We start from the raw sequence: 23,197 nt of genomic DNA on the forward strand, positions 1-23,197 counted from the left end.
ATCTCCGCCCGACTGCGTTGATTTCATGTCGTTCAAGGCTGGCGCAACAAGGAGATGATGGCCTCATCGCCCGTCTCTCTCGCGAGATCGCGATAGGACTGTCCGGAAACATCCCTGACCGAGCGATCCGCACCCTTCGCCAGCAGGATGCGCACCGCCTCGCCGCAGCGATTGACAATGGCAAAGCCAAGCGGCGTCATCCAATCGCGATCGGTGGCCTGCCCATGAGGGCGGAAGTCTCCGAAGCGGATATTCACCTGTTCCGGATGCCTATCGAGAATAGCAGCCAGCTGATCGACCTGACCGAAAGTGGCCGCCGCGAAAATATCGAGCGGATAGGCCTTCAGAAACTCGACCATCTCATCCTTGCCGTTATATTCGGCCCAACCGATCGGCGGCGCATGAAAATTGGGATCACGAACGGTGGTGTCCGCTCCATGCTCGATCAGCAGCTTCGCCATCTCCATATGGCCATGCAGCGCGGCTTCATGCAGCGGTGTTCGGCTTGTCATTGCATTGACGTCAAAATCCAGCGCCAACATGAGACCCACGGCGCGCAGATCATTTTCGCCAGCAGCCTCGTGCAGCATGTCGGGATGAGCTTTATCCATCGCTGCTACGATATTAAGATTGTTTCCGCCCTGCTGCTTGAAAAGCATCATGATCTGCTCTGCGTCGATGTCACCCGCCTTAATCTGAAGATAGGCCCAATCCTCCAGCTTCAGGCGAACCGCGACGGCACCCTTCTGAATAAGGTATGCTGCCAGCTTGCTATCGCCACTCAGGCGAACCCATTCATAGGGAGTCCTGCCGTTAATGGGCTTATGGACATCAGCGCCATTCTCCACCAGCAGACGTACCCGCTCGCCCATGCGATGTTCCAGCGCCCAGGCAAGCTGATAGTCGAAAACAGTCTGCATGTTCTCGACGAATTTGCCGTCTTCGCGCACGAACCAATTGTTCTTATCCCTAGCGGACAAGCCATATTCGATCAGCAATTTCAGGCATGTATCGTCCCGCTCGAACATGCGGTTGTAGAGCGCCTGACTATCATTGGCTTCAGCGCCCGCATCGAGCAGCAGCCGCGCGAATGCCTCGCATTCCGGATGCGGCGGCTGACGATCCTTTCCCGCCTCGCCTTCGCCGAAGACGCCGGTCAAAACGGTGAAGCGATACTGACCGGCATCGAGAAAGAAGGCGTTGACATCGGCCCCGCGCCGAACCAGCTCACGGGCTGCCGGCAGGCTGGAACGACCCGGCACGCGAGCATAGGCTGCGTACATCAGCGGAGTGAGATCATGCGGCCCGCCCCTGCGATCGAGAAGCTGTGGCTGTCGATCAAGCCAGCGACCTACCCGGTCGGCGTCGCCAAGCGCGGCGGCGACATGGATGCTTTCGTCGGCAATCTCCGGATGGGACTCCAGCAGCATTAGCGCCTCATCGAAGCGCGCGGGATCGGCGGGAATATTGGCAAAATACGAAACGGTCGCCAGCGACAGGAAACGGTTGGCGAGCTGATCCCGTGGGATATGCTTGCGATCGCCGCTTTCCAGATGTGCCTTGAGCTTCGCCCAACTCGAAAAGCCGAATTCGCGGGCAAGAACGAGCTGAATGTCCTGCAGTCCAACGCTGGCTATATCCGCAAAATAGGGCATAACGCGGCTGCGCGCCGAAGTATCGCCGGCTTGAACGGCCTTAAGGAAAGACTTGGCCTGCTTTTTAAGGGAATCGAGAGTGGCGTCGACAGCCAAAGAGCGCGTGGTCACGGTAGACCTCCTTCCATTTACGTCCGGTATCCGCGCCCACAGACTGAAAAGAGGTGTGGCAGTCTCACTTTAAATGCATCAGGTGGGCCTAGCCCTTCCCGCGGATCGGATGCGCCCTGAGAACGCATCCAGATCTATCGCGCCGGTTGCGCTCTGTCCAGAGCTCAGGCAGGCTCGTAGCGGACATAGGCGAACTCGTCCCCATCCGGTGACCAGTTCGGCACATTGATCGATCCCTGCCCGCCAAAGAGCTCGAACAGCGTCGTCAGGTTGCCGCCATCCATATCCATCAGCCGCATCCGCACATTGAGATCGCGCGGATGATCAAAGACGTCAGGATCATAGGAGATCAGGACCACCTTGTCGTTCTTTGGCGACGGATGCGCGAACCAATTGCCGTAATTATCATGGGTCACCTGCTCGAGGCCGGTGCCATCAGGATGGATGCGCCAGATTTGCATCAGGCCGGTGCGGCTCGAATTGAAATAAATCCATCGCCCGTCGGCCGAATAGTCAGGTCCGTCATTGCGGCCCTCGCCATGCGTCAGGCGGGTCTCTTCGCCGCCATCGATCGAGATCGTATAGATATCGAAAACGTCGTTGCGGATGCCGCAGTAGGAGAAGCGCTTTCCGTCCGGCGACCAGCCATGCCAGTAAGAGGGCAGATTGGTCGTCACCTGCCTTGGCGTGCCGCCCTCTGCCGGCAGAACATAGATGCAGGATTTGCCATGCTGCGTCTTGTCGGAAATGGCAATCAGTGAACCGTCCGGCGAGATGCCGTGATCGTTGTTGCACAGGGTCGCAAAGCCGGTATCGATCTGGACGATCCCACTGCCATCCAGCGGCAGCCGATAGAGCAGCCCGTCGCCATTCAGCAGCAGATAGCGGCCGTCAGGCGAATAGTTCGGCGCCTCGATCAGCTGGTCCGTTTGCCAGACGATCCGGTTCGCACCCGTGCGGATATTATAAATCTCGACCGAGCTGCGCATTCTTCCTCTCCCTTGCCGTTGGATGCCGCGATCAGCGATCGCGGAACCGGTTGGTGATCGGATAGCGGCGATCGCGACCGAAATTCTTCTTGGTGATCTTCACACCCGGCGCAGACTGGCGGCGCTTGTACTCGGCGAGATAGAGCAGATGTTCAACGCGATGTACGGTCGCGACATCATGGCCTCGGGCCACGATCTCCTCCACCGACATCTCCTTTTCCACCAGGCATTCGAGGATATCGTCAAGCACCGGATAGGGCGGCAGTGAATCCTGGTCCGTCTGGTTCGGCCTTAGTTCCGCCGAAGGCGCCTTGTCGATGATATTATGGGGGATGACCTCGCCCGAGGGGCCGAGCGCGCCCGGCGGCACGTGCAGGTTGCGCCAGCGCGACAGCGCGTAGACCTGCATCTTGTAGAGATCCTTGATCGGGTTGAAGCCGCCGTTCATGTCGCCATAGAGCGTGGCGTATCCGACAGACATTTCCGACTTGTTGCCCGTCGTCACCACCATCGAACCGAACTTGTTGGAGATCGCCATCAGGATGGTGCCGCGGGCGCGGCTCTGCAGGTTTTCCTCGGTGATGCCGCTTTCCGTGCCTTCGAAAAGATCGGACAGAGCCGAACTGAAGCCGGTAACGGGATCCTCAATCGGCACGATATCGTAGCGGCATCCGAGCGCCTTGGCGCAATCGGCCGCATCCTTCAGCGAATCCTGCGAGGTATAGCGATAGGGCAGCATGACGGTGCGCACACGCTCTTCGCCAAGCGCATCGACGGCAATCGCCGCGCAGATCGCAGAGTCGATACCGCCGGACAGGCCAAGCACGACCGACTTGAAGCCATTCTTGTTGACATAGTCGCGGAAGCCCAGCAGGCAGGCGCGATAATCCGCCTCCTCGCCCTCCGGAATATGGGCCATCGGCCCTTCGGCGCAATGCCAGCCATCGCCATTCTTCTTCCAGGTCGTCACCGCCAGCGCGGTCTCGAACTGGCTCATCTGGAAGGCCAGGGTCTTGTCGGCATTGAAACCGAAGCTGGCGCCATCGAAAACCAGTTCGTCCTGGCCGCCGAGCTGGGCGGCATAGATCATCGGCAGGCCCGTCTCGATGACCTGCTTCAGCACGACCTGATGGCGCACGTCGACCTTGCCGCGATAGTACGGCGAGCCATTCGGCGACAGAAGGATTTCCGCACCGCTTTCAGCCAGCGTCTCGCAGACGCCGAGCTCGCCCCAGATGTCCTCGCAGATCGGGATACCCAGTCGCACGCCGCGGAAATTGACCGGACCGGGCATGGCGCCCTGATCGAACACGCGCTTCTCGTCAAACTCGCCGTAGTTCGGCAAGTCTACCTTGTCACGGATCGCAATCACCTTGCCGCCATCGAGAACGGCAATCGAATTGTAGCGGCCCGTCTCGTCCTGCCGGGGAAAGCCGATGATCACGCCAGGGCCGCCATCGGCCGTATCGGCAGCCAGAGCTTCCACCGCCTTCCAGCAGGCGCGGATGAATGCCGGCTTCAGCACGAGATCTTCCGGCGGATAGCCGGAAATGAACAACTCCGTCAGCAGGACGATCTGCGCGCCTTCGCGCGCCGCTTCGGCCCGGGCCTCACGCGCCTTGGCGAGATTGCCGGAGACGTCGCCGACCGTCGGATTGAGCTGCGCGACGGCGATGCGGATGGTGTGGGTAATCTGGCTTTGCTCTGTCATGCCATACATTTAGCGATGCCATCTTTCTTCCGCAACCGCCTTCCTTCCCGCACACGCATCAAAGATCGCACTACGCGCAGAGGAGGTATTTTTGCCCCAAAAAATACCAGGCCAGCCTTGCAGTTCATGAAGAATTCATGACAGAAGCGTGACACTTATATGAATATTTTGTAGCTTTTGGAGAAAGCATTGGTCGCATTGGTCATCGAGTCCGCCTTGGCGGGCAAGCTTGCCCTTTTCCAGAAGATCGGCGCGGCAAAACAGAAGTCTGCCGCTCTGCGCCTGCTTCTGAGCCTTACGCTGACCCTCCTTTTCTCCCTGTCCATCGTTATGACGGTCGAATGGGTTGCACGCGGCGAATTCGCCTCCGCTTGGACCTATCTCCTTTCCCCGTCCCGTCCGGGCCTTGCCACCATCGGCGTTGTCATGCTGACCATGCTGACACTGGATGCCTTGATCGGTCGCGCGCATCTATCCGCTTTGATCGTCGCTCCAGTGCTGCTCATACCGGCCTTCATTTCCAGCCAGAAGCAGAATTTTCTCTCCGATCCGCTCTACCCTTCGGACTTCCTGTTTGGGCGGCAGATCATGGAGCTGATGCCGGTCATGGTACGTGATCGCCCTTGGACGGCGATTGCCCTGGCAATCGGCATCATCGCCGGCACCGGCGCCATGATCCTGTTCTGGCGCTATATCCGGAGCCACACGGTCGCACTTTCGCGAAACGAGCGCCTTGCCCGGCTTTCGATCTGCCTGCCGCTGGCAGCACTTTTCGCCTCACAGATGGACCCCACACAATATTCCTATGTTCGCGAGAAGCTGGGGATCATACCGATCGTCTGGGACCAGACGGAAAATTACAACCACAACGGCTTCATCGTCGCCTTCGCGCTGAACCTGCCCATGGCCGACATCAAGTCACCGGCCGGATACGGCGCTGGCGCCATCGACACCATGCCCGCAAGAAATTACGGCTATCTCTCCGGTCCGCGCCAAAAGCCCGACATTATCATGCTGATGAGCGAATCCCTCTGGGATCCGACGCGACTTTCCAACATCGCCTTCACACCGGATCCGATGCCGACGATCCGCGCCAGACAATCGGGCAATGTCTTCTCGCCGGAATTCGGCGGCATGACCGCCAATGTCGAGTTCGAGGCACTGACGGGCTTTTCCAACGCCTTTCTCCCTTATGGCAGCATTCCCTATCAGCAATATGTGCGCCGCCCGCTGCCGTCGCTTGCCACTTTCTTCCGCGGCGAAGGCTATACGGCGCGCGCACTGCATCCCTTCAGCGGCTGGTTCTGGAACCGTAACGAGGTCTACAGGGCTTTCGGCTTCGAAGAATTTCATACCCAGGAGACTTTGCCGCCCATGGATAAACGCGGCATGTTCGCAGCCGACGACTCCCTTATGAAGGAAATCATGAGCGAAGGAGACGCCGCCGAGCGTCCCTTCTTCTTCTTCGCGGTCACTCTTCAGGGACATGGGCCTTACGAAGCCGACCGCTATTCTGAGAATACCGTCGATATCGCGGGCAATTTGAACGACGATGACCGTGCGGCGCTCGCTACCTATGCACAGGGCGTTCGCGAAGCCGATGACAGCCTGAAGATGCTGATGGATTGGGCCGAAAAGCGCGACCGGGAAACCATTATCGTCCTCTGGGGCGATCATCTGCCGCCGCTCGGCAGCGTCTATCCAAACACCGGCTACATGCCGCAGCAGGTGGCAACCCGCAAGGCGCCGCTCGACGTCATGAAGAAGGAGCACGAAACGCCGCTCGTCGTCTGGTCGAGCAAGAAGGGCGTTCGCAAGGACATCGGTACCATCAGCCCCTCGCAGCTGCCTTATCACCTGCTGAAAACGGCAGGCTATGAGCATCCTTTCTATACGGGCTTTCTCGGCCGCGTGCAGAAGAAATACAACATCGTCGACCGCTATCAGCTGGCAACCCGCGACAGCCAGACCTTCCCCGATTGGGGCCGCAAGGAGCCGGAGCTTGACCCGACCGTGCGCGACTATCGCTATCTGCAGCACGACATGATGTTCGGCCACCAATATGGTTTGGAGCGCTTCTTCCCGTCTCATGCGGAGCTAATGGGCCAGGAAGACAGCTAGCCCATTATAAACATGAGTTAGTGCGGGTGTTTTTTTGCGATAACAGTACGCGCAGCAGCTCCATGCGCAATCGAGTTTGAAACCCTTCCCTCGTTGCATTTTTCCCCATTGGTCGAATAGTTGCATTCAATGCCACAAGGACCTTGGAGCCCTCCCAATGCATAATCTTCCCAACTTCGTTCATCTGCATTTTGACAAGACAGCCGATCAGCTCGGCGATATCGAAAAGCGCGTTCTTAAAAAGGCGCACGAGCGGAAAATCATCTCCACCGATATCAACGCCGCCATCTCGGCGGAATCCTCCCGGGGGCAGCGTCTCGCAGACAGCATCGCCCGTGTCGGCGGCTCATGGTCCTTCATTATCGCCTTCCTGCTGTTTCTGGCCTTCTGGTGCGTCATCAACACGATCCTCCTCACCACGAACGCCTTCGACCCCTACCCCTTCATCTTCCTGAATCTCGTTCTCTCCATGCTCGCCGCGATTCAGGCGCCGATCATCATGATGTCACAGAACCGGCAGGCCGAGCGGGATCGTTTCGAGGCGGCCAAGGATTATGAAGTCAATCTCAAGTCCGAGCTGGAAGTGCTGTCCCTGCATCAGAAGATCGATATGCAGGTGTTGACCGAGCTTGCGGTGGTGCGTGAAGAACTCGCCAAACTGAGCAAGCTCGTTGCTGAAAAAGGCACCATCTAAAGGTCAATCGGAGGGGCCTGCCGTCAACAGCCCCGGTCGCCCCTGCCGATATTGCGGCAGTCCGTCGCTGATCTCGTAATAATCGCCCTTGTCGGCGCAATAGATATGATAGCCCATCTCAAGGCCGCTCGGCTGATCGAACAGACCGGCCATGATCGATATTTCATCGGCGCCATCGGCCACCCAAAACAGAGCCGAGCCGCAGATCCTGCAAAAGCCGCGGTGAGCGAATGTGCTGGCACGATACCAGGTGATCGCCTCTTCTCCCTCGATGACAAGATTTTCGCGTGCGACATTGGTCGCGGCATAATAGAGCCCGGTCTGTTTGCGGCACTGCGAACAATGGCAGGCGACCACTTCGCGCAGTTTTCCGTGCGTCCTGAAACTTACACTGCCGCAGAGGCAGGCTCCCGTGTGTTCGTGGCTCATCATCGCTCCCCTTATTTTGAGGCAGCCTTGCCGAGAACGGAAGTTGGGTCAATTTCAAAGAACTGAAGCGTCTTTCAGCCAAGCTGATCGCTCCTAGCGCAAAAGCGAACGGGCCGGTTTTCGCCGGCCCGTTCGAGAGATCATGAATGCGGCTTCGCTCAGCCGTGTGCGCGCATACGCTTCTCGTCCCGACCGCCCTTCATCCGCTCAGCGAGCAGGAAGGCAAGTTCCAGCGCCTGGTCGGCATTGAGACGCGGGTCGCAATGTGTGTGATAGCGATCCTGGAGATCCTCGGCGCCGACCGCGCGGGCGCCGCCCGTGCATTCGGTCACATCCTTGCCGGTCATCTCGATATGGATGCCGCCCGGATGCGTGCCCTCGGCGCGATGGATCTGGAAGAAGCTTTCCACTTCCGACAGGATGCGTTCGAACGGACGCGTCTTGTAGTTGTTGAGCGTGATCGTATTGCCGTGCATCGGGTCGCAAGACCAGACGACCTTGCGGCCTTCCTTCTCAACGGCGCGAATGAGGCGCGGCAGGTTGTCGGCAACCTTGTCGTGACCGAAACGGCAGATCAGCGTCAGGCGGCCAGCTTCGTTCTGCGGGTTCAGGATGTCGATCAGATTAAGCAGATCGTCCGCCTGCAGCGAAGGACCGCACTTCAGACCAATCGGGTTCTTGATGCCGCGGAAATATTCGACATGGGCGTGGTCGGCCTGGCGCGTACGGTCGCCGATCCAGAGCATGTGGCCGGAGGTGGCGTACCAGTCGCCGGTCGTGGAATCGACGCGGGTAAAGGCTTCTTCATAGCCAAGCAGCAGCGCTTCGTGGCTGGTGAAGAAATCGGTTTCGCGCAGGCTTGCGTTGCTCTCGGCGGTGATGCCGATCGCACGCATGAAATCCATGGTCTCGCCGATACGATCGGCAAGCTTGCGGTAGCGCTCGCCCTGCGGGCTGTCCTTGACGAAGCCGAGCATCCACTTCTGGACGTTTTCCAGGTTGGCATAGCCGCCCATGGCGAAGGCGCGCAGCAGGTTCAGCGTCGCGGCAGATTGACGGTAGGCCATCATCTGACGGTCGGGATTGGGAATGCGTGCTTCCTCGGTAAACTCGATGCCGTTGATGATGTCACCGCGATAGCTCGGCAGCGAGATGCCATTCTGCGTTTCGATGTTCGACGAGCGCGGCTTGGCGAACTGACCGGCAATGCGGCCAACCTTGACGACCGGCAGCTGCGCACCGAAGGTCAGCACGACGGCCATCTGCAGGAAGGCGCGGAAGAAGTCACGGATCGTGTCGGCACCGTGCTCTGCAAAGCTTTCGGCGCAATCGCCGCCCTGAAGCAGGAAACCATTGCCCTCTGCGACATTGGCGAGATGCGCCTTCAGGCGACGGGCTTCACCGGCAAAAACGAGTGGCGGATAGCTTGCAAGCTGCGCTTCGGTCTCTGCCAGCGCTACCTTGTCCGGAAAATCCGGCACCTGTTGGATCGGTTTCTGCCGCCAACTGCTCGGGGTCCAATTCTGTGCCATCTCACTCACCTGCTTGTACGCCCGATCTCGGTCGGGCGGCCCGTCGTCGTAAATAACGCGCGCTTATAAACCTTTGCCGCCCGCTTGCAAAGGCGGGCAAACTACTGTGCGAATCTTTTATGGTGCAGTCGATCTCAGAGCCAAAACGAGCGCGTTACACGCGCTCGCCGTTGCGAATGCGATAGCTCGGCGAATACATCGTCACCAATTCTTCCGCCGCCGTCGGATGCACCGCCATGGTGCGGTCGAAATCGTCCTTGGTACAGCCGGCCTTCAGTGTGATGCCGAGAAGCTGCGCCATCTCGCCGGCATCGTGGCCGAGAATATGGGCGCCGATCACCTTGCGGTCCGCGGCGTTGACGATCAGCTTCATGATCATCTTCTCGGCTCGGCCCGAAAGCGTCGCCTTCATCGGCCGGAACTGCGCCCGGTAAACTTCGAGCTCCGGATAACGCTTGGCAGCGTCTTCCTCGGTCAGGCCGACCGTACCGATCTCCGGCTGCGAGAAAACGGCCGTCGGGATGAGTTCGTGATCCGGCCGGGTCGGATTGTCCTTGTAGACCGTCTCGATGAAACACATGGCCTCGTGGATCGCCACCGGTGTCAGCTGTACCCGGTCGGTGACGTCGCCGAGCGCGTAGATGTTCGCAACGGAAGTGCGCGAATATTCGTCGACGATAATGGCGCCCTGGTCGTTGATTGCGACCCCGGCAGCCTCAAGCCCGAGATTTTCGGTATTCGGCGTACGGCCGAGCGCCAGCATGACGGTATCGACCGTCAGGAGCTTATCGTTCTTCGTCCGAACACTGAGCCTGCCCTCTACCTTCTCGACGTTCTCAATGATGTCATGGCAGAGAATACGGATGCCCTTCTCCTCCATGGCCTCGTGAAGGCCTTTGCGCAGGTCCTGATCGAAGCGCGAGAGTATCTCGGCGCCGCGATAGATCAGCGTCGTCTCGACGCCCAGACCATGAAAGATGTTGGCGAACTCGACGGCGATGTAGCCGCCACCGGCAATGAGGATCGATTTCGGCAGTTCCTTCAGATGGAACGCTTCGTTCGAGGAGATGCAAAGCTCGTGACCCGGCAGTGCCGTGTGCAGATTCGGCCGACCGCCAGTCGCAATGACGATGGTCTCGGCGGTCACGGTCTGGCCGGTCTTCAGCAGCCTGATCGTGTGGGCATCGACCAGCTCGGCGCGGGTATCGAAGATCTCCGCCTTGGCATTGTCGAGCCCCTTGCGATAGAGGCCCTCCAGTCGGGCGATTTCCTTGTCTTTCGCCTCGATCAGTTTCTTCCAGTCGAAGCTGCTGTCGCCGACCGTCCAGCCGAAACCGGCCGCATCCTCGAAATGCTCGCTATATTGCGAAGCGTAGACGAACAATTTTTTCGGCACGCAGCCGCGAATGACGCAGGTGCCGCCATAGCGATATTCCTCGGCGATCCCGACCTTCTTGCCAAGCGATGCGGCCACGCGCGCGCTGCGCACACCGCCCGAGCCGCCGCCAATCACGAAAAGGTCGAAATCAAACGAAGGCATGGATCGCTCCTGTAGACATCAAGTTGCGCGCGAAGCGCCATTGGGGGTCGGCACTCATATAGGGAGCCGAGACCCAAAAAGAAAAGCCCGGAATCGATCCGGGCTTCGAATTTGTAACTGCTTGCCGCAGATACCGAAAACTACAAACCTAGCTGTCGAAACCGCTGCGGCGGCGAACCGTTGATTACTGCTTCGGCGCCGGCTGAGCGGCCGCACCGGCATCCGGCGTAACGACCGGCTGCTTGACGACCTTCTGCAGGGCATCGTTGCTCTGCTTTGCGAGATCGCGCGAAATGCCCTGGCTCCAGATATCGGCCGCCTTGTAGAGTTCGCGGGTGGCGAGCGGACCGTCCTTGAGAAGCTTCTTGCCTGCCGCCGAATTGTAGAAATCTGCAATCGCCTTCAGTTCGTCGGCAGAGAAGGCCTTGGCATAGGTGATGGCCGCTTCACGCTCCAGATCGGCACGGCGCGGTGCGAGCGCGAGCGCGGTGGCGTCGACGGTCGAGTTGATCGCATCGCCGAAATTCGGGTTTGCCTGGATCATCGTGCTCTTCAGCTGCTCGGCGAGGTTCGGCAAGATGTTGTCGAACTGGTTGGTGATGCCGAGAGCATTGATCGCGGCGCGGGCAGCCTTGATCTGATCCTCGGAAACCTCTTGAGCGCTTACGGAACCGAAAGCAATGCCGGAAAGAAGGATGGTTGCAGCGGCAAGACGGCCAAGACCCGCAAATTTGATCATGAGATGAGTGCTCCTATGTATTGTTCGCCTGCAACGTGCGCGCACCGGCGGGGCCGGCAATGATCGCTTGTGTCGCCATATGGATAAAGAGCCCGTGTTCGACAACGCCGGGAATCGAATAGAGCTCGCTCGACAGCGCCTCTGCATCAGGAATACGGCCGAAAGATGCATCGACGATATAATGCCCCCCATCGGTGACAAAGAGGCTGTCGCCCGCGCGGCGCATGTTGAGCGCGCCGGAAAGCCCAAGACGCGAGGCCGCCTTCTCGATGAGGATGCGAGTGGAAACGAGACCGAAGGGATTGACCTCGATCGGTAGCGGAAAGGCTCCGAGGGTCTCAACGACCTTGCTCTGATCCGCGATCACGATCATGCGGGCTGAGGAAGCAGCAACGATCTTCTCGCGCAGCAGCGCGCCGCCGCCGCCCTTGATCAACGTCAGCGCACCATCCAGCTCGTCGGCTCCGTCGATGGTCAGGTCAAGTTCCGGAAGATCGTCGAGCGACTTCAACGGCACGCCGAGTTCGTTGCAGAGCTTGGCCGTTCTTTCAGATGTGGGAACGCCCTCAATCGAGAGGCCGGCGGCGACCTTTTCGGCGAGCAGGCGAACGAATTCCTCCGCCGTGCTGCCGGTGCCGATCCCGAGCCGCATGCCGCTTTCGACGTGAGCGAGCGCGGCTCTCGCAGCCTCGATTTTCATCTGGCGGGCGTCCATGCGCCACCTGCTCCCATTGTTACGTTGGTCTGCTGTTTACACGGCTCTCCAGCCAAACGAAAGCCAAAATAACGGCATGATATAGAAATCCCCGAGGCCTTCCCGCCTAGGCTTTCCGGCGCTTCGGTTGCAATTGCCCGCGCGATCTTTTAACTCCGGAAGACGCACTCTTTTCTATGCAAAGGCCGATTCCTCGTGAAATCTCCCCTTGTCGTATTCGATCTCGACGGCACGCTGCTGGACACGCATGCGGACCTGATCGTCAGCCTGAACCATACGATCGCCGCACTCAAGCTTCCGCCGGTCACTTACGACGACGTGACGCATCTCGTTGGCAACGGCGCGCAGGTGATGATCGAGCGGGCCTGCAAGCTGCATGGCTATACGCTGACATCGGAAGAATTACCGGCTCTGCTACAGCGCTTCATAACCCATTATTCCGAGACGATGCCCGGCGTCACGCAGCCCTACCCCGGGCTCCTGGCCGCGCTTACAACACTGCGGAACAAAGGCTACAAGCTCGCCGTCTGCACCAACAAGATGGAATCGCTCGCGCGCACACTTCTCGACCGGCTCGAACTGACCCAATATTTCGAGGCCATTACCGGCGGCGACACCTTCACTGTCCGCAAGCCGAATGCCGAACACCTGATCGGCACCATCGAGCGCGCGGGCGGCGACATCGCCCGGACGATCATGATCGGTGACAGCATCAACGACATCCTTGTCGCCCGCAATGCCGGCGTCCCCTCCATCGCGGTCCCCTTCGGCTACTCCGATGTCGGCATCGAAACGCTTGGACCGAACCGCATCATCTATCACTATGACGAGCTGACGCCTGAACTGGTCGAGGGACTGCTGGCGGCCTGAGAATACTAAAATCCCTGTTGGTTCGAACGGCGCGGTTGTAACGGGTCTTGCGCGATTCACGCGCTTCAGCCACAACTTATCGACGTTCTGCTATCAGCGTCATAACCGCGCAAGCGAAAGGCCCGCTGCGCGATGTTGCCGAGGTGGGACGATCACTCGATAGCGGAGCGCTCCCCCTTGCTCGTAGCAGATCCTGAAGACCGTAACGCCGGTAGATTGCCAAGCCGCAGGGGGTGGTTTGCTCCTATTGTCCGAACATTGATTATCTGTGGTGCACTATGCGCAGGTATTTGGTTCTACATCTACGGCGACCGCATTATAGGGTACGTCGAGACGGAAACCGGAGCTGGAGCCAAACCCGATGCCGCTCTGACCGCGGTCTATAAGCATTTCGACATCGCACCTTTGCCGAATATTGTTGCAGGCAGACCCGCGATGGCAGCCGATCTCGATATGTTACGGCGAGAGCATTGTGATTGGAACGCGGTCTACAAATTCGCAGATGAGCTAACGAAGCAGGGCTATCGCCGCGAAGCGGCCAAAGTCTTCATTGCCTTCTCCGACAAGTGCAAGCCGTCGAACATCGCCTTGAGCTCAGCGGCACAAATTCTTGACGATCTCAGCGACTTCGACGAAGCGCTGAAAGTCTCTAACCAAGTGATAGCAATGTCCCCGGGGATGCCCGATTTCTATTTCCAGCGAGCGCGAATTCGCCAAAATGCCAAGAAATATCGGGACGCCATTGACGACTACTATTCGGTCATCGGCCTTACCGACAATATCGCGATACTGAATAGTGCCGTATTTGAGGGAATCTCCGCCAGCTACCGCGAGCTTGGTGAATATTGCGAGGCGATCGGACCGCTGCAACTCTGGGTTTCAACTAACCCCGATAGAAACGACACAGCGGTCGTGCGTGGGATCATTAAACTCTATGAAACAATGGGCAAATGCGCCTCGACTTACGCGACAGGCAGCGATCGATTTCCGACGCAGGGCAAGAACGTCATCCTTGCCAAGGTCTCGATCAATGGCACAGACGGCGTGTTCATCGTCGACACCGGTGCAAGCTTCGTCGCGGTGAGCAAAGCTTTCGCCGCACGAGCCAAGCTGCCGGTCGACGGCAACAACGGAATATCTCTTCAAACGGCAAACGGCGTTTCTCAAGCCACACGCACAACGGCGACCACCGTGAAGGTCGGTCATGTCCAAGCTAGCGATATCACGGCCGTGGTTCTCGACGACACCGCGGCACTTGGCGCCGAAGTCGACGGACTACTCGGTCGTTCCTTCCTCTCCCGCTTCGACGTTACCTTCGGCAGCAGGGAATGGCGGATCGAGGCGAAGAATTGAACTGAAACGCCCGCTGACGCTGCGTGATATTCTCATACGACAGGCAACAAAAAACGGCGGCACATGGCCGCCATTTTTGTTTTCGCCACTGAACAGACTTTAGATCTGAGCAGTCCGCGCCTTTGAGGTCGCATCGAGCGCCTTCTGTGTGGCAGCATCGCGATCGTAGACATCGTTGAAATACTGGATTACGCCGTCCTTGTTCGGCCAGGCGGTGAAATAGGCGATGTAGATCGGGAACTTCTGCGGCACGGCCACAGCCTTGTTCTGGCCGGTAGCGATCTGCTTGGCGACGTCATCAACCGTGGTGTTCAGTACGGCGGCGGCCATCGCGCGCGGATCGGCAAGACGGACACAGCCGTGGCTGAGTGCGCGCATATCCTTCTTGAAGAAGCTCTTCTGCGGCGTGTCGTGCATGTAGATGGCGTGCGAGTTCGGGAAGAGGATCTTCAGTTCACCGAGTGCATTGTCGCTGCTCGGCGGCTGGCGAACCGAAATGCTCTTCGTCGAGCCATACCAGTCGACGCTGGACGAAGCGACGGCGCGACCGCCCACTTCGACCTGATAGCCCATGCGATCGAGATAGTTCGGATCGGAACGCAGCTTCGGCAGCATCTCGTTGATGATGATCGACTGCGGAACGCCCCAGAATGGGTTGAATTCGACCGTCTGCACCTGATTTTCGAAGAAGAAGGTCTGGTGCTGCTTGCTGCCGACGACGACGCGCATCGACAGCTGCTCCTGATTGTTATTGTAGTAATAGACCATGAAGGCCGGCTGATTGATGAAGACGTAACGCGGGCCTAGTTCGTCCGGCAGCCAGCGCAGCTGCTCCATGGCGATGACCAGCTTCTGGATCTTCACATCGTTGTTCTCGCCGACCATCGCGCGAACGGAGGACGGGCCGATCACGCCGTCGGCCGTCAGACCCTTTTCGCGCTGAAAGTCCTCGACCAGCGACACGAGCTCGGGCGTGTAGCTCGGCGTGCCCAGATAAGCGGAGAAAAGATCGGCGTGAGCCGTTTTCAGTGCATTCGAGCCGCGATGCTCTATCGCCTTGACGATATTGGCCATTTCCGGCGAGCTATCACCCGGCTTCAGCGTACCGGCGAGCGAAATGGAAATGTGACTGCCGTCCGTTCCGGCCTCGGAACGCAGCTTCGCAAGCTCCGCCTTCAATTCCATGAATTGCGGGTTGGACGGGCTGCGGCTGTTGAGATAGGCGGCAGCATCGGGGCTGGCGCGCAATACATCGAGCATAGCCGTCAGATTGACGTCCTTGCGCTTGAAGTCGTGATAGCCGGAGATCTTGTTCGGGTCGAGACGACCGCGAACCGTATCCTGGACGAACATCAGCACCTTGCTGGAGAGCGTGAGCTCAAATTGCATGAGAGCCCGATCACGCAGCACCGGGTCGGCATTTGCGGCATTGTCGCCGGGCAGTGTTACCGCATAGTCGGCAGGATCGAGGCCGACGGAACCAGCATCGGCAAGGACCGCCATCGCGGCCTTCGCCTTGTCGCTGACGGCATGATCTGCAACCCAGAGAAGCGGCTTGCTCTGATCGGCATAATAGGTTTCGATCGCCTTGGCGATATCGTTGGTCGCCATGACACGGGCATCCGCCAGATAGCGGCGCTGCGAGACTTCGGCATCAATAGCAACCGGCGTGGGAGAGGCATCTGCAACGGCGCCGGTCACAACCGGATCGGCGAAATGCACTGTCGACACCAGCCGCATCTGGTCGGCCTTGTAAGTATAGTATTTCGGCGCATCGACGGTCGGCAGCGGCTGCTTTGCCCGCGGAGGCTCAACGGAGTTCAGCGTCTGCGCCGGGTTGACGGGAACCGGAGCCGAAACCTGCGTGCTCTGCTGACGGCCCTGACCGCCACGGATAAAATCCATGAGGGTCATAGCACTTGCGGAGGTTGCGCCAATCGAGGAAAGGCAGCAGGAAAGAGCCAGGACGGATGCTGTGGCTTTGATGGCAAGTTTCATTCTCTAATCAGTCCCTGTATCGTACGGTAACTTCGAGCTCGACGGTGCTGTTTTCAACTCGGCCGCGATGTCTCAGACATCATACACCCACTACACTGAAAACGACGAGACCCCGCCTTTCGTTCAATGCCTCAACTTCACGTGACGAAGCAGTGGCGTCTTCCGCGCTTAGTCCACACCGAATTATGAAATTATTGGTTAATCTTTTATTGAAATTTCCCTGGCTTTTTGAGGGGCGTAAAATGCGCCTCCGCGAATATATGCCAGGCGTGTTAAAAAGGGCACGCCCGACGACCGCATTGAAAACATGATTTTTATAATCATGAATGGCGCTTTGATGTTTTCATGAGCACGGTTCGCACCTATATGGCTGCTATCTGTCTCAATGGAAAGCAGGACCACGAAGATGACGTCCACCCGCACCGAAACCGATACCTTCGGCCCGATCGAAGTCGCCAGCGACCGCTATTGGGGCGCGCAGGCGCAGCGCTCGCTCGGCAATTTCAAGATCGGCTGGGAAAAGCAGCCGCTCTCGGTCGTCCGCGCCCTCGGCATCGTCAAACAGGCGGCTGCGCGCGCCAATATGGAGCTCGGCCAGTTGGATCCGGCGCTCGGCAAGGCAATCGTCGATGCGTCACAGGAAGTCATAGATGGCAAGCTTAACGATCATTTCCCGCTTGTCGTCTGGCAGACCGGCTCGGGCACGCAGTCGAACATGAATGCCAACGAAGTGATCTCCAATCGCGCAATCGAGATGCTCGGCGGCGTTATGGGTTCGAAAAAGCCCGTGCATCCGAACGACCACGTTAACATGAGCCAGTCGTCGAACGATACCTATCCGACTGCCATGCACATCGCCTGCGCCGAGCAGATCGTCCATCACTTGCTGCCGGCGCTCAGGCACCTGCATGCGGCCCTGGAAAAGAAGGTCGCCGACTTCGCCCATATCATCAAGATCGGCCGCACTCACACGCAGGATGCAACGCCACTGACGCTCGGCCAGGAATTCTCAGGCTATGCCGCCCAGGTCGCCTCGTCGATCAAACGCATCGAGCTGACCCTGCCGGGCCTTTGCGAACTCGCCCAGGGTGGCACCGCGGTCGGAACCGGCCTCAATGCGCCGATCGGCTTTGCAGAGAAGGTCGCTGACGAGATCGCCAAAATCACCGGCCTGCCCTTCGTTACCGCCCCGAACAAGTTCGAGGCGCTGGCCGCCCATGATTCGATGGTCTTCAGCCATGGCGCCATTAATGCCGCGGCAGCCGCACTCTTCAAGATCGCCAACGACATCCGCCTGCTCGGCTCCGGCCCGCGCTCCGGTCTCGGCGAACTGGCGCTGCCGGAAAACGAACCGGGCTCGTCGATCATGCCGGGCAAGGTCAATCCGACACAATGCGAAGCGCTGACGCAGGTCTGCATTCACATCTTCGGCAACAATGCAGCCCTCACCTTTGCCGGCAGCCAGGGCCATTTCGAGCTCAACGTCTACAATCCGATGATGGCCTACAACTTCCTGCAGTCGGTGCAGTTGCTCGGCGACGCCGCCGTCTCCTTCACCGACAACTGCATCGTCGGCATCGAAGCCCGCGAGGACAATATCAAGGCCGGTCTCGAACGTTCGCTGATGCTGGTGACGGCACTCGCGCCGAAGATCGGCTACGACAATGCCGCCAAGATCGCCAAGACCGCTCACAAGAACGGCACGACCCTGAAGGAAGAAGCTCTGGCGAGTGGATTGGTATCATCGGAAGAATACGATGCCATCGTCCGGCCGGAAACGATGATCGGTCCGAAGTAAGTTCCTCCTTCAGCGATTACCAGGCATAGTCCTCCAATGCCAAAGCCGTGTGCATGGCTCCTCTCCCCGCTCCTGCGGGGAGAGCGAGTTTATCGTGCAAGATCAGCAGCTTCAGTCGGTGCTGCAAATGCGAAACAAGTCCCTCTCCTCGCAAGCGGGAGAGGGTTAGGGTGAGGGGCCGGGCACAGGGCCTCAGCATCAAAAAAGACTCACCCCGTCCTGCGCATACCCGTCGACAATCTCCCATTTTGAAATGTCGACCGACAGCCAAACAATTGCTTTTGCCTCAAGCCGGATTTAGATCGTTTCCAAACATCTTCCCCGCCATCCGGCTTGAAAGGTTTCCCAAATGGCTGACGATCTGTTTCCTCTCGGCGACGACACGACCCCCTACCGCAAGATTTCGGGCGATTACGTCTCCGTCGACACCTTCAAGGGCCAGGAAATCCTGACCGTCGAACCCGAGGGCATCCGCCTGCTCGCCGAGACGGCTTTCGCCGATATCAACCACCTGCTGCGCCCCGGCCACCTGAAGCAGCTCGCCTCGATCCTGGAAGACCCGGAAGCCACCGATAACGACCGCTTCGTCGCCTACGATCTGCTGAAGAATGCCAATATCGCCGCTGGCGGCGTGCTTCCCATGTGCCAGGACACCGGCACCGCCATTATCATGGCCAAGAAAGGCCGCCGCGTCTGGACCGAGGGCGGCGACAGCAGCGCGCTGGCAAAGGGCGTACTCGATGCCTATGAGAAGAAGAACCTGCGCTACTCGCAGCTCGCACCGATCAAGATGTTCGAGGAAAAGAACACCAAAAACAATCTGCCCGCCCAGATCGATATCTATGAGGAAGGCACCGACGCCTATGAATTCCTCTTTGTCGCCAAGGGCGGCGGCTCGGCCAATAAGACCTTCCTCTATCAGGGCACTCCGTCGCTTCTGACGCATGACCGCATGCTGGATTTTCTGAAGGAGAAAATCCTGACGCTCGGTACGGCCGCCTGCCCGCCTTATCATCTCGCCATCGTCATCGGCGGCACGTCTGCCGAGATGAACTTAAAGACGGTCAAGCTCGCCTCGACACGGTATCTCGACTGTCTTCCCACGGAAGGCTCCGAAAGCGGACATGCCTTCCGGGATATCGAAATGGAGAAGGAAATCCACAAGCTCACGCAGAGCCTCGGCGTCGGTGCCCAGTTCGGCGGCAAGTATTTCTGCCATGATATCCGCGTCATCCGCCTGCCCCGTCATGGCGCATCGCTGCCGATCGGCCTCGGCGTCTCCTGTTCTGCCGATCGCCAGGCCAAGGGCAAGATCACGCGCGACGGCATCTTCATCGAGCAGCTCGAAACCGATCCGTCCAAGTACATGCCCGAGATCGATGAAGCCAAGCTCTCGGAGTCCATGGTCCGCATCGATCTCAACCGGCCTATGGCGGATATCCTGGCAGAACTATCCGCACATCCCGTCAAGACACGGCTGTCGCTCACCGGCACGATCATCGTGGCACGCGACCTGGCGCATGCCAAAATCCGCGAGCGCCTGGAAAAAGGCGAAGGCATGCCGGAATACCTGAAAAACCATCCGGTTTATTACGCCGGCCCGGCAAAGACACCGGCTGGCTATGCTTCCGGTTCCTTCGGCCCGACAACCGCGGGCCGCATGGATAGTTACGTCGACCAGTTCCAGTCCTTCGGCGGCTCCATGGTCATGCTCGCCAAGGGCAACCGCTCGCGTGCCGTACGGGAAGCTTGTAAGAAATATGGCGGCTTCTATCTCGGTTCGATCGGCGGGCCGGCTGCCCGCCTTGCTCAAGATTGCATCAAGAAGGTAGAGGTTCTCGAATATCCGGAACTCGGCATGGAAGCCGTCTGGAAGATCGAAGTAGAGGATTTTCCCGCCTTCATCGTCATTGACGACAAGGGCAACGATTTCTTCCAGGAACTCAATCTCGGATAGAAAAAACCACTTGCGATCGAACATATCGAAAGGGGCGCATCAGCGCCCCTTCTGTAAAACCATCCTTCAATTGTAATTATTTCCGAATAAAACCGTAATCACAGAGGATTTTTCACAATCACGTCCTTAATATTTTCTCAAAGAATCTTTGCATAGATAAAGAAGGGATTTAACCAATACATGTTACGGAGCTCACGATGAGTACGGCGATTGCGCCCAAGGCGCAAATTCCCGACGTGGCAGGGCAGATTACATACGCCATGCGATCCATGGGGATCGCACCTATTCCGCGCAATTACGAACTTTTCTATGAAGCTTATATAGGCTCCAATCTCGCTCTCACCCGTGAACTGGCAGCCCTCGGCAAGAGCGCCACCCAGGAAGAGCTGGACGACATCGGAGCCAAATATTTTCCGCATCACGCGGGTCGTGTCTTCGACGATGCGCATACCCGTCTGACCACCGAACTCGATGCCGTCCTGCGCGCCCTGCGCCAGGAACAGACGACGCTCCAAAGCTACAATCGCCTGCTTGGCGAGACCTGTGAGAGCATAAGTTCGAGGAGCCACAACAGCGCCGAACTGCTGCGCGGCGCCATCGACATGCTCGCCGCAGCGACAGGCGACACCATGGCTCATGGTGAAAAGACGGTCGAGAACGTCGTCCAGCGGAGCCAGGAAATGGAGCTGGTTCGCAAGGAACTGGACGAATATAAGCGCATCGCCAATACCGACGCACTGACCCGGCTTTCCAATCGTCGCGCCTTCGAGGACCGGCTGGTCTCGATCTTCGACAATCAGCTGACCAGACCGACGACCGCTCTGGTGCTTGCCGATATCGATCATTTCAAGCGGATCAACGACACTTTCGGCCATCCGGTCGGCGACAAGATCTTGGCGACCGTCGCCTCGATCATCCGCGCCAATGTGCGCCGCGACGTTTTCGTCGCCCGCGTCGGCGGCGAGGAATTCGCCCTCATTCTGGAAGCCACCAGCATCGAGGACGTTACGACAGTCTGCGAACGGGTACGTCGCACCTTGGAAGCGACGCCGTTCAAGAATTCGCGCACCAGGGTCGATTATGGTCCGATCACTCTCTCCCTCGGCATCTGCATGGCTTCGGAAGCAGCCGATTCGGGAGAGCTGTATAACAAGGCCGATCTGGCGCTCTACTGCGCCAAGAATGCCGGCCGCAATTGCAGCAGCGTCTATCAGGACGGCATGCAGAAGGATTTCACCAAAAGTTGGCTCATCTACAAGAATTAGAAGCGAAGCCAACCAACCGCCGGCGCTGCTTTCCCAGGCATGCCGGCGGCTTGTTTACCAAAGCGTCTTGGCGGCCCGCGCCGGCGCCTCGCGGTCATAGGTTTCCTGATCGAAATCGGCCTTTGCAGCCTTGAGCATCATGCCTGGACTCGGCAGACTTGCCGGATCGACGAACCGCTCCGCATTCCACAGCTCGGCCCGCATCACCGCTCGCGCGCACTGGAAATAGACTTCCTCAATCGTGATGACGACAACGCAGCGCGGATGCTTCCCATCCATCTCGAAACTGTCGAGCAATGCTGGCTCGATCGAGACGACAGCCCGACCGTTGAGCCGCATCGTCGTATTCGATCCCGGGATGAGAAACATCAGCGCTATGCGCGGATCGCGCACGATATTCGCAAGAGAGTCGACGCGATTGTTGCCGCGCCAATCCGGCAGATGCAGGGTCTTCTCATCCTCCACGCGAACGACTCCACCCAAGTCGCCGCGCGGTGAACAATCAAGCCCTTCAGGCCCGACCGTTGCCAGAGCCATGAAGGGCGATACTTCGATCATCCGGCGATAAAGTGGTGTCAGGACACTCGTTACCTTCGTGATCGACGCTTCGCCGGCGTCGCCATAGAGCTGCTTCAGTTCCTCGACGGATGTGACGATGTGCATGCGGCCTCACGCTTCTCTATGGCAATCCACTCAGATCCGAGGCAGCGCAGACATCGTTATGACGAGCGACGCAGCGGAGTTCGGTAGAACGATAGCACCGTCCCGTCATGATTTTCGAGCGAATTTTCCTCCTCGATATCTTCGGCAAGGAAGCTCTGGATGGCGTCAAGCACGGGTGCAGCACTCACAATGCGCCGGTGCCCGAAACCGTTGGCCCAGAAGATACGGACATGCGCGCCCTCGGCGGCATAGCCGCGCGCGTGATCGGCGCTCACTTCCTTGTCATCCTCGGCATGGACGACAAGAACTGGCCGGCTCGGATCGAGCCGGTCGCGCTTCTGGTCATAGGAAGCGAGCGTCCTGCCCGTTACCAGGCGAACCTCGTCTTCCAGGGCCGCCTGCGTCGCTGGTCCAAGTCGCATCAGGCGGCCGAAATCCTTAAACAGCCAGCCCATGGCGCTCGGCGCGCCGATCAACACCAGTTTGCCTGGCCAAATCGGTTCGATGCCAGGCAGAAAGCCTGCAGATGCCAGCGTCAGCGATGCGCCGCCGAAAGAATGTCCGATCGCGGCATCGAAGGCTCCGAAACGGGCCGACGCCGCGGCAATGGCGGAGACGGCCAAACGCACATTCAAGAACCGCCCGCCTGAGCGACCATGCCCGGGAAGATCGAGCGAGATCACCTCCGCTCCATCGTCGGCAAGGAATGCGGCCAGTTCGGACATGTATTCACTGCTGGAACCCCAGCCATGGACCACGAGATAGCGCTTGCGCGTTCCCTTGGCTCCGCCGTTGAAGCGGTAGGCCATGGCACGGCCGCCCGGAAGCGGCAGCATCACCTGCTCTGCTGCGAGAAGACGCTGCCTGCCTTCCATATGCGCCGCCTTGGCCTTCGAGCCGCGTGGGCGACGCGAAGGCGTCAGACAGAAAAGCCGGAAAGCCGCCTTGCCGGCGAGCCGCGGAGACAGCCTTTCGAGACCGGCGAGACTCGACCGGGTGACCTTGAGCGCAAAGGATGGCATAGTGGGAATCCGATAATGTTCAACTATGAACAATA

General features: G+C 58.8%; 18 protein-coding genes. 7 read left to right on the forward strand and 11 right to left on the reverse strand.

The annotated features are described in order from the left end of the window. Window positions 1-32: 32 nt before the first annotated feature. The 3 genes from JJQ51_RS23445 to JJQ51_RS23455 all read right to left on the reverse strand — a co-directional run bounded on the left by JJQ51_RS23445 (window position 33) and on the right by JJQ51_RS23455 (window position 4,466). Window positions 33-1,766 carry an ankyrin repeat domain-containing protein gene (locus tag JJQ51_RS23445; protein WP_113355267.1) on the reverse strand — a complete coding sequence of 578 codons (1,734 nt, stop codon included), beginning with the start codon at window positions 1,764-1,766 and terminating at the stop codon, window positions 33-35. 164 nt (window positions 1,767-1,930) lie between these two features. Further along, on the reverse strand, window positions 1,931-2,755 hold the full coding sequence (locus tag JJQ51_RS23450) for a TolB family protein (RefSeq protein WP_113355263.1): 825 nt from the start codon (window positions 2,753-2,755) through the stop codon (window positions 1,931-1,933). A gap of 31 nt (window positions 2,756-2,786) precedes the next feature. Continuing rightward, the gene (locus tag JJQ51_RS23455; RefSeq protein WP_113355301.1) at window positions 2,787-4,466 is read right to left on the reverse strand and encodes an NAD+ synthase; all 1,680 of its coding nucleotides are present in this window, start codon (window positions 4,464-4,466) and stop codon (window positions 2,787-2,789) included. A 189-nt stretch (window positions 4,467-4,655) separates the two neighbouring features. On the opposite strand from JJQ51_RS23455, the gene JJQ51_RS23460 reads away from it, so the two are divergent. Together JJQ51_RS23460 and JJQ51_RS23465 are read left to right on the forward strand one after the other, a co-directional pair. After that, window positions 4,656-6,587, forward strand: a complete 1,932-nt coding sequence (locus JJQ51_RS23460; protein ID WP_113355261.1) for an LTA synthase family protein — start codon at window positions 4,656-4,658, stop codon at window positions 6,585-6,587. Window positions 6,588-6,744: 157 nt separating this feature from the next. Then, a complete protein-coding gene (locus tag JJQ51_RS23465; RefSeq protein ID WP_113355259.1) occupies window positions 6,745-7,281 on the forward strand; it encodes a DUF1003 domain-containing protein in 537 nt (178 codons plus the stop codon). Between the two features lie 3 nt (window positions 7,282-7,284). Here the strand turns inward: JJQ51_RS23465 and JJQ51_RS23470 are convergent, their stop codons facing one another. The 5 genes from JJQ51_RS23470 to rpiA all read right to left on the reverse strand — a co-directional run bounded on the left by JJQ51_RS23470 (window position 7,285) and on the right by rpiA (window position 12,236). Next, window positions 7,285-7,710, reverse strand: coding sequence for a GFA family protein (locus JJQ51_RS23470; RefSeq protein WP_113333144.1), 426 nt, complete (start codon window positions 7,708-7,710; stop codon window positions 7,285-7,287). Window positions 7,711-7,868: 158 nt separating this feature from the next. Then, the gene (locus JJQ51_RS23475) at window positions 7,869-9,242 is read right to left on the reverse strand and encodes a class II 3-deoxy-7-phosphoheptulonate synthase (protein ID WP_113355255.1); all 1,374 of its coding nucleotides are present in this window, start codon (window positions 9,240-9,242) and stop codon (window positions 7,869-7,871) included. Between the two features lie 154 nt (window positions 9,243-9,396). Continuing rightward, window positions 9,397-10,782: a glutathione-disulfide reductase gene (gene gor / locus JJQ51_RS23480; RefSeq protein ID WP_113355253.1), complete on the reverse strand. Its 1,386-nt coding sequence runs from the start codon at window positions 10,780-10,782 to the stop codon at window positions 9,397-9,399. Between the two features lie 184 nt (window positions 10,783-10,966). Next, entirely contained in the window at window positions 10,967-11,521 is a 555-nt protein-coding gene (locus JJQ51_RS23485; protein ID WP_069613069.1) for a DUF2059 domain-containing protein, read from the reverse strand. Window positions 11,522-11,534: 13 nt separating this feature from the next. After that, window positions 11,535-12,236, reverse strand: a complete 702-nt coding sequence (gene rpiA / locus JJQ51_RS23490) for a ribose-5-phosphate isomerase RpiA (RefSeq protein WP_113333105.1) — start codon at window positions 12,234-12,236, stop codon at window positions 11,535-11,537. A gap of 195 nt (window positions 12,237-12,431) precedes the next feature. On the opposite strand from rpiA, the gene JJQ51_RS23495 reads away from it, so the two are divergent. Next, window positions 12,432-13,106, forward strand: a complete 675-nt coding sequence (locus tag JJQ51_RS23495; protein WP_113333104.1) for an HAD family hydrolase — start codon at window positions 12,432-12,434, stop codon at window positions 13,104-13,106. 177 nt (window positions 13,107-13,283) lie between these two features. Continuing rightward, entirely contained in the window at window positions 13,284-14,459 is a 1,176-nt protein-coding gene (locus tag JJQ51_RS23500; RefSeq protein WP_162746402.1) for a TIGR02281 family clan AA aspartic protease, read from the forward strand. A gap of 99 nt (window positions 14,460-14,558) precedes the next feature. Here the strand turns inward: JJQ51_RS23500 and JJQ51_RS23505 are convergent, their stop codons facing one another. Next, window positions 14,559-16,457 (reverse strand): L,D-transpeptidase family protein, encoded by a 1,899-nt coding sequence (locus JJQ51_RS23505; RefSeq protein ID WP_113333102.1) that lies wholly within the window; start codon window positions 16,455-16,457, stop codon window positions 14,559-14,561. A gap of 406 nt (window positions 16,458-16,863) precedes the next feature. Between JJQ51_RS23505 and fumC the strand changes: the two genes are divergently transcribed. The 3 genes from fumC to JJQ51_RS23520 all read left to right on the forward strand — a co-directional run bounded on the left by fumC (window position 16,864) and on the right by JJQ51_RS23520 (window position 21,477). Then, a complete protein-coding gene (gene fumC, locus JJQ51_RS23510; protein WP_113333101.1) occupies window positions 16,864-18,255 on the forward strand; it encodes a class II fumarate hydratase in 1,392 nt (463 codons plus the stop codon). A gap of 349 nt (window positions 18,256-18,604) precedes the next feature. Next, window positions 18,605-20,212 carry a fumarate hydratase gene (locus JJQ51_RS23515; protein WP_113354612.1) on the forward strand — a complete coding sequence of 536 codons (1,608 nt, stop codon included), beginning with the start codon at window positions 18,605-18,607 and terminating at the stop codon, window positions 20,210-20,212. Between the two features lie 197 nt (window positions 20,213-20,409). Next, the gene (locus JJQ51_RS23520) at window positions 20,410-21,477 is read left to right on the forward strand and encodes a GGDEF domain-containing protein (RefSeq protein WP_269245371.1); all 1,068 of its coding nucleotides are present in this window, start codon (window positions 20,410-20,412) and stop codon (window positions 21,475-21,477) included. A gap of 54 nt (window positions 21,478-21,531) precedes the next feature. Here JJQ51_RS23520 and JJQ51_RS23525 read toward each other — a convergent pair whose 3' ends face one another. Continuing rightward, complete coding sequence (locus JJQ51_RS23525; RefSeq protein ID WP_113333098.1) at window positions 21,532-22,140, reverse strand: pyridoxamine 5'-phosphate oxidase family protein; 609 nt, start codon at window positions 22,138-22,140, stop codon at window positions 21,532-21,534. A 56-nt stretch (window positions 22,141-22,196) separates the two neighbouring features. Then, window positions 22,197-23,162: an alpha/beta hydrolase gene (locus JJQ51_RS23530; RefSeq protein ID WP_269245372.1), complete on the reverse strand. Its 966-nt coding sequence runs from the start codon at window positions 23,160-23,162 to the stop codon at window positions 22,197-22,199. Window positions 23,163-23,197: the final 35 nt, after the last annotated feature.

The sequence above is a fragment of the Rhizobium sp. AG207R genome (assembly GCF_027109195.1).
Classification (GTDB): Bacteria; Pseudomonadota; Alphaproteobacteria; order Rhizobiales; family Rhizobiaceae; genus Rhizobium; species Rhizobium dioscoreae.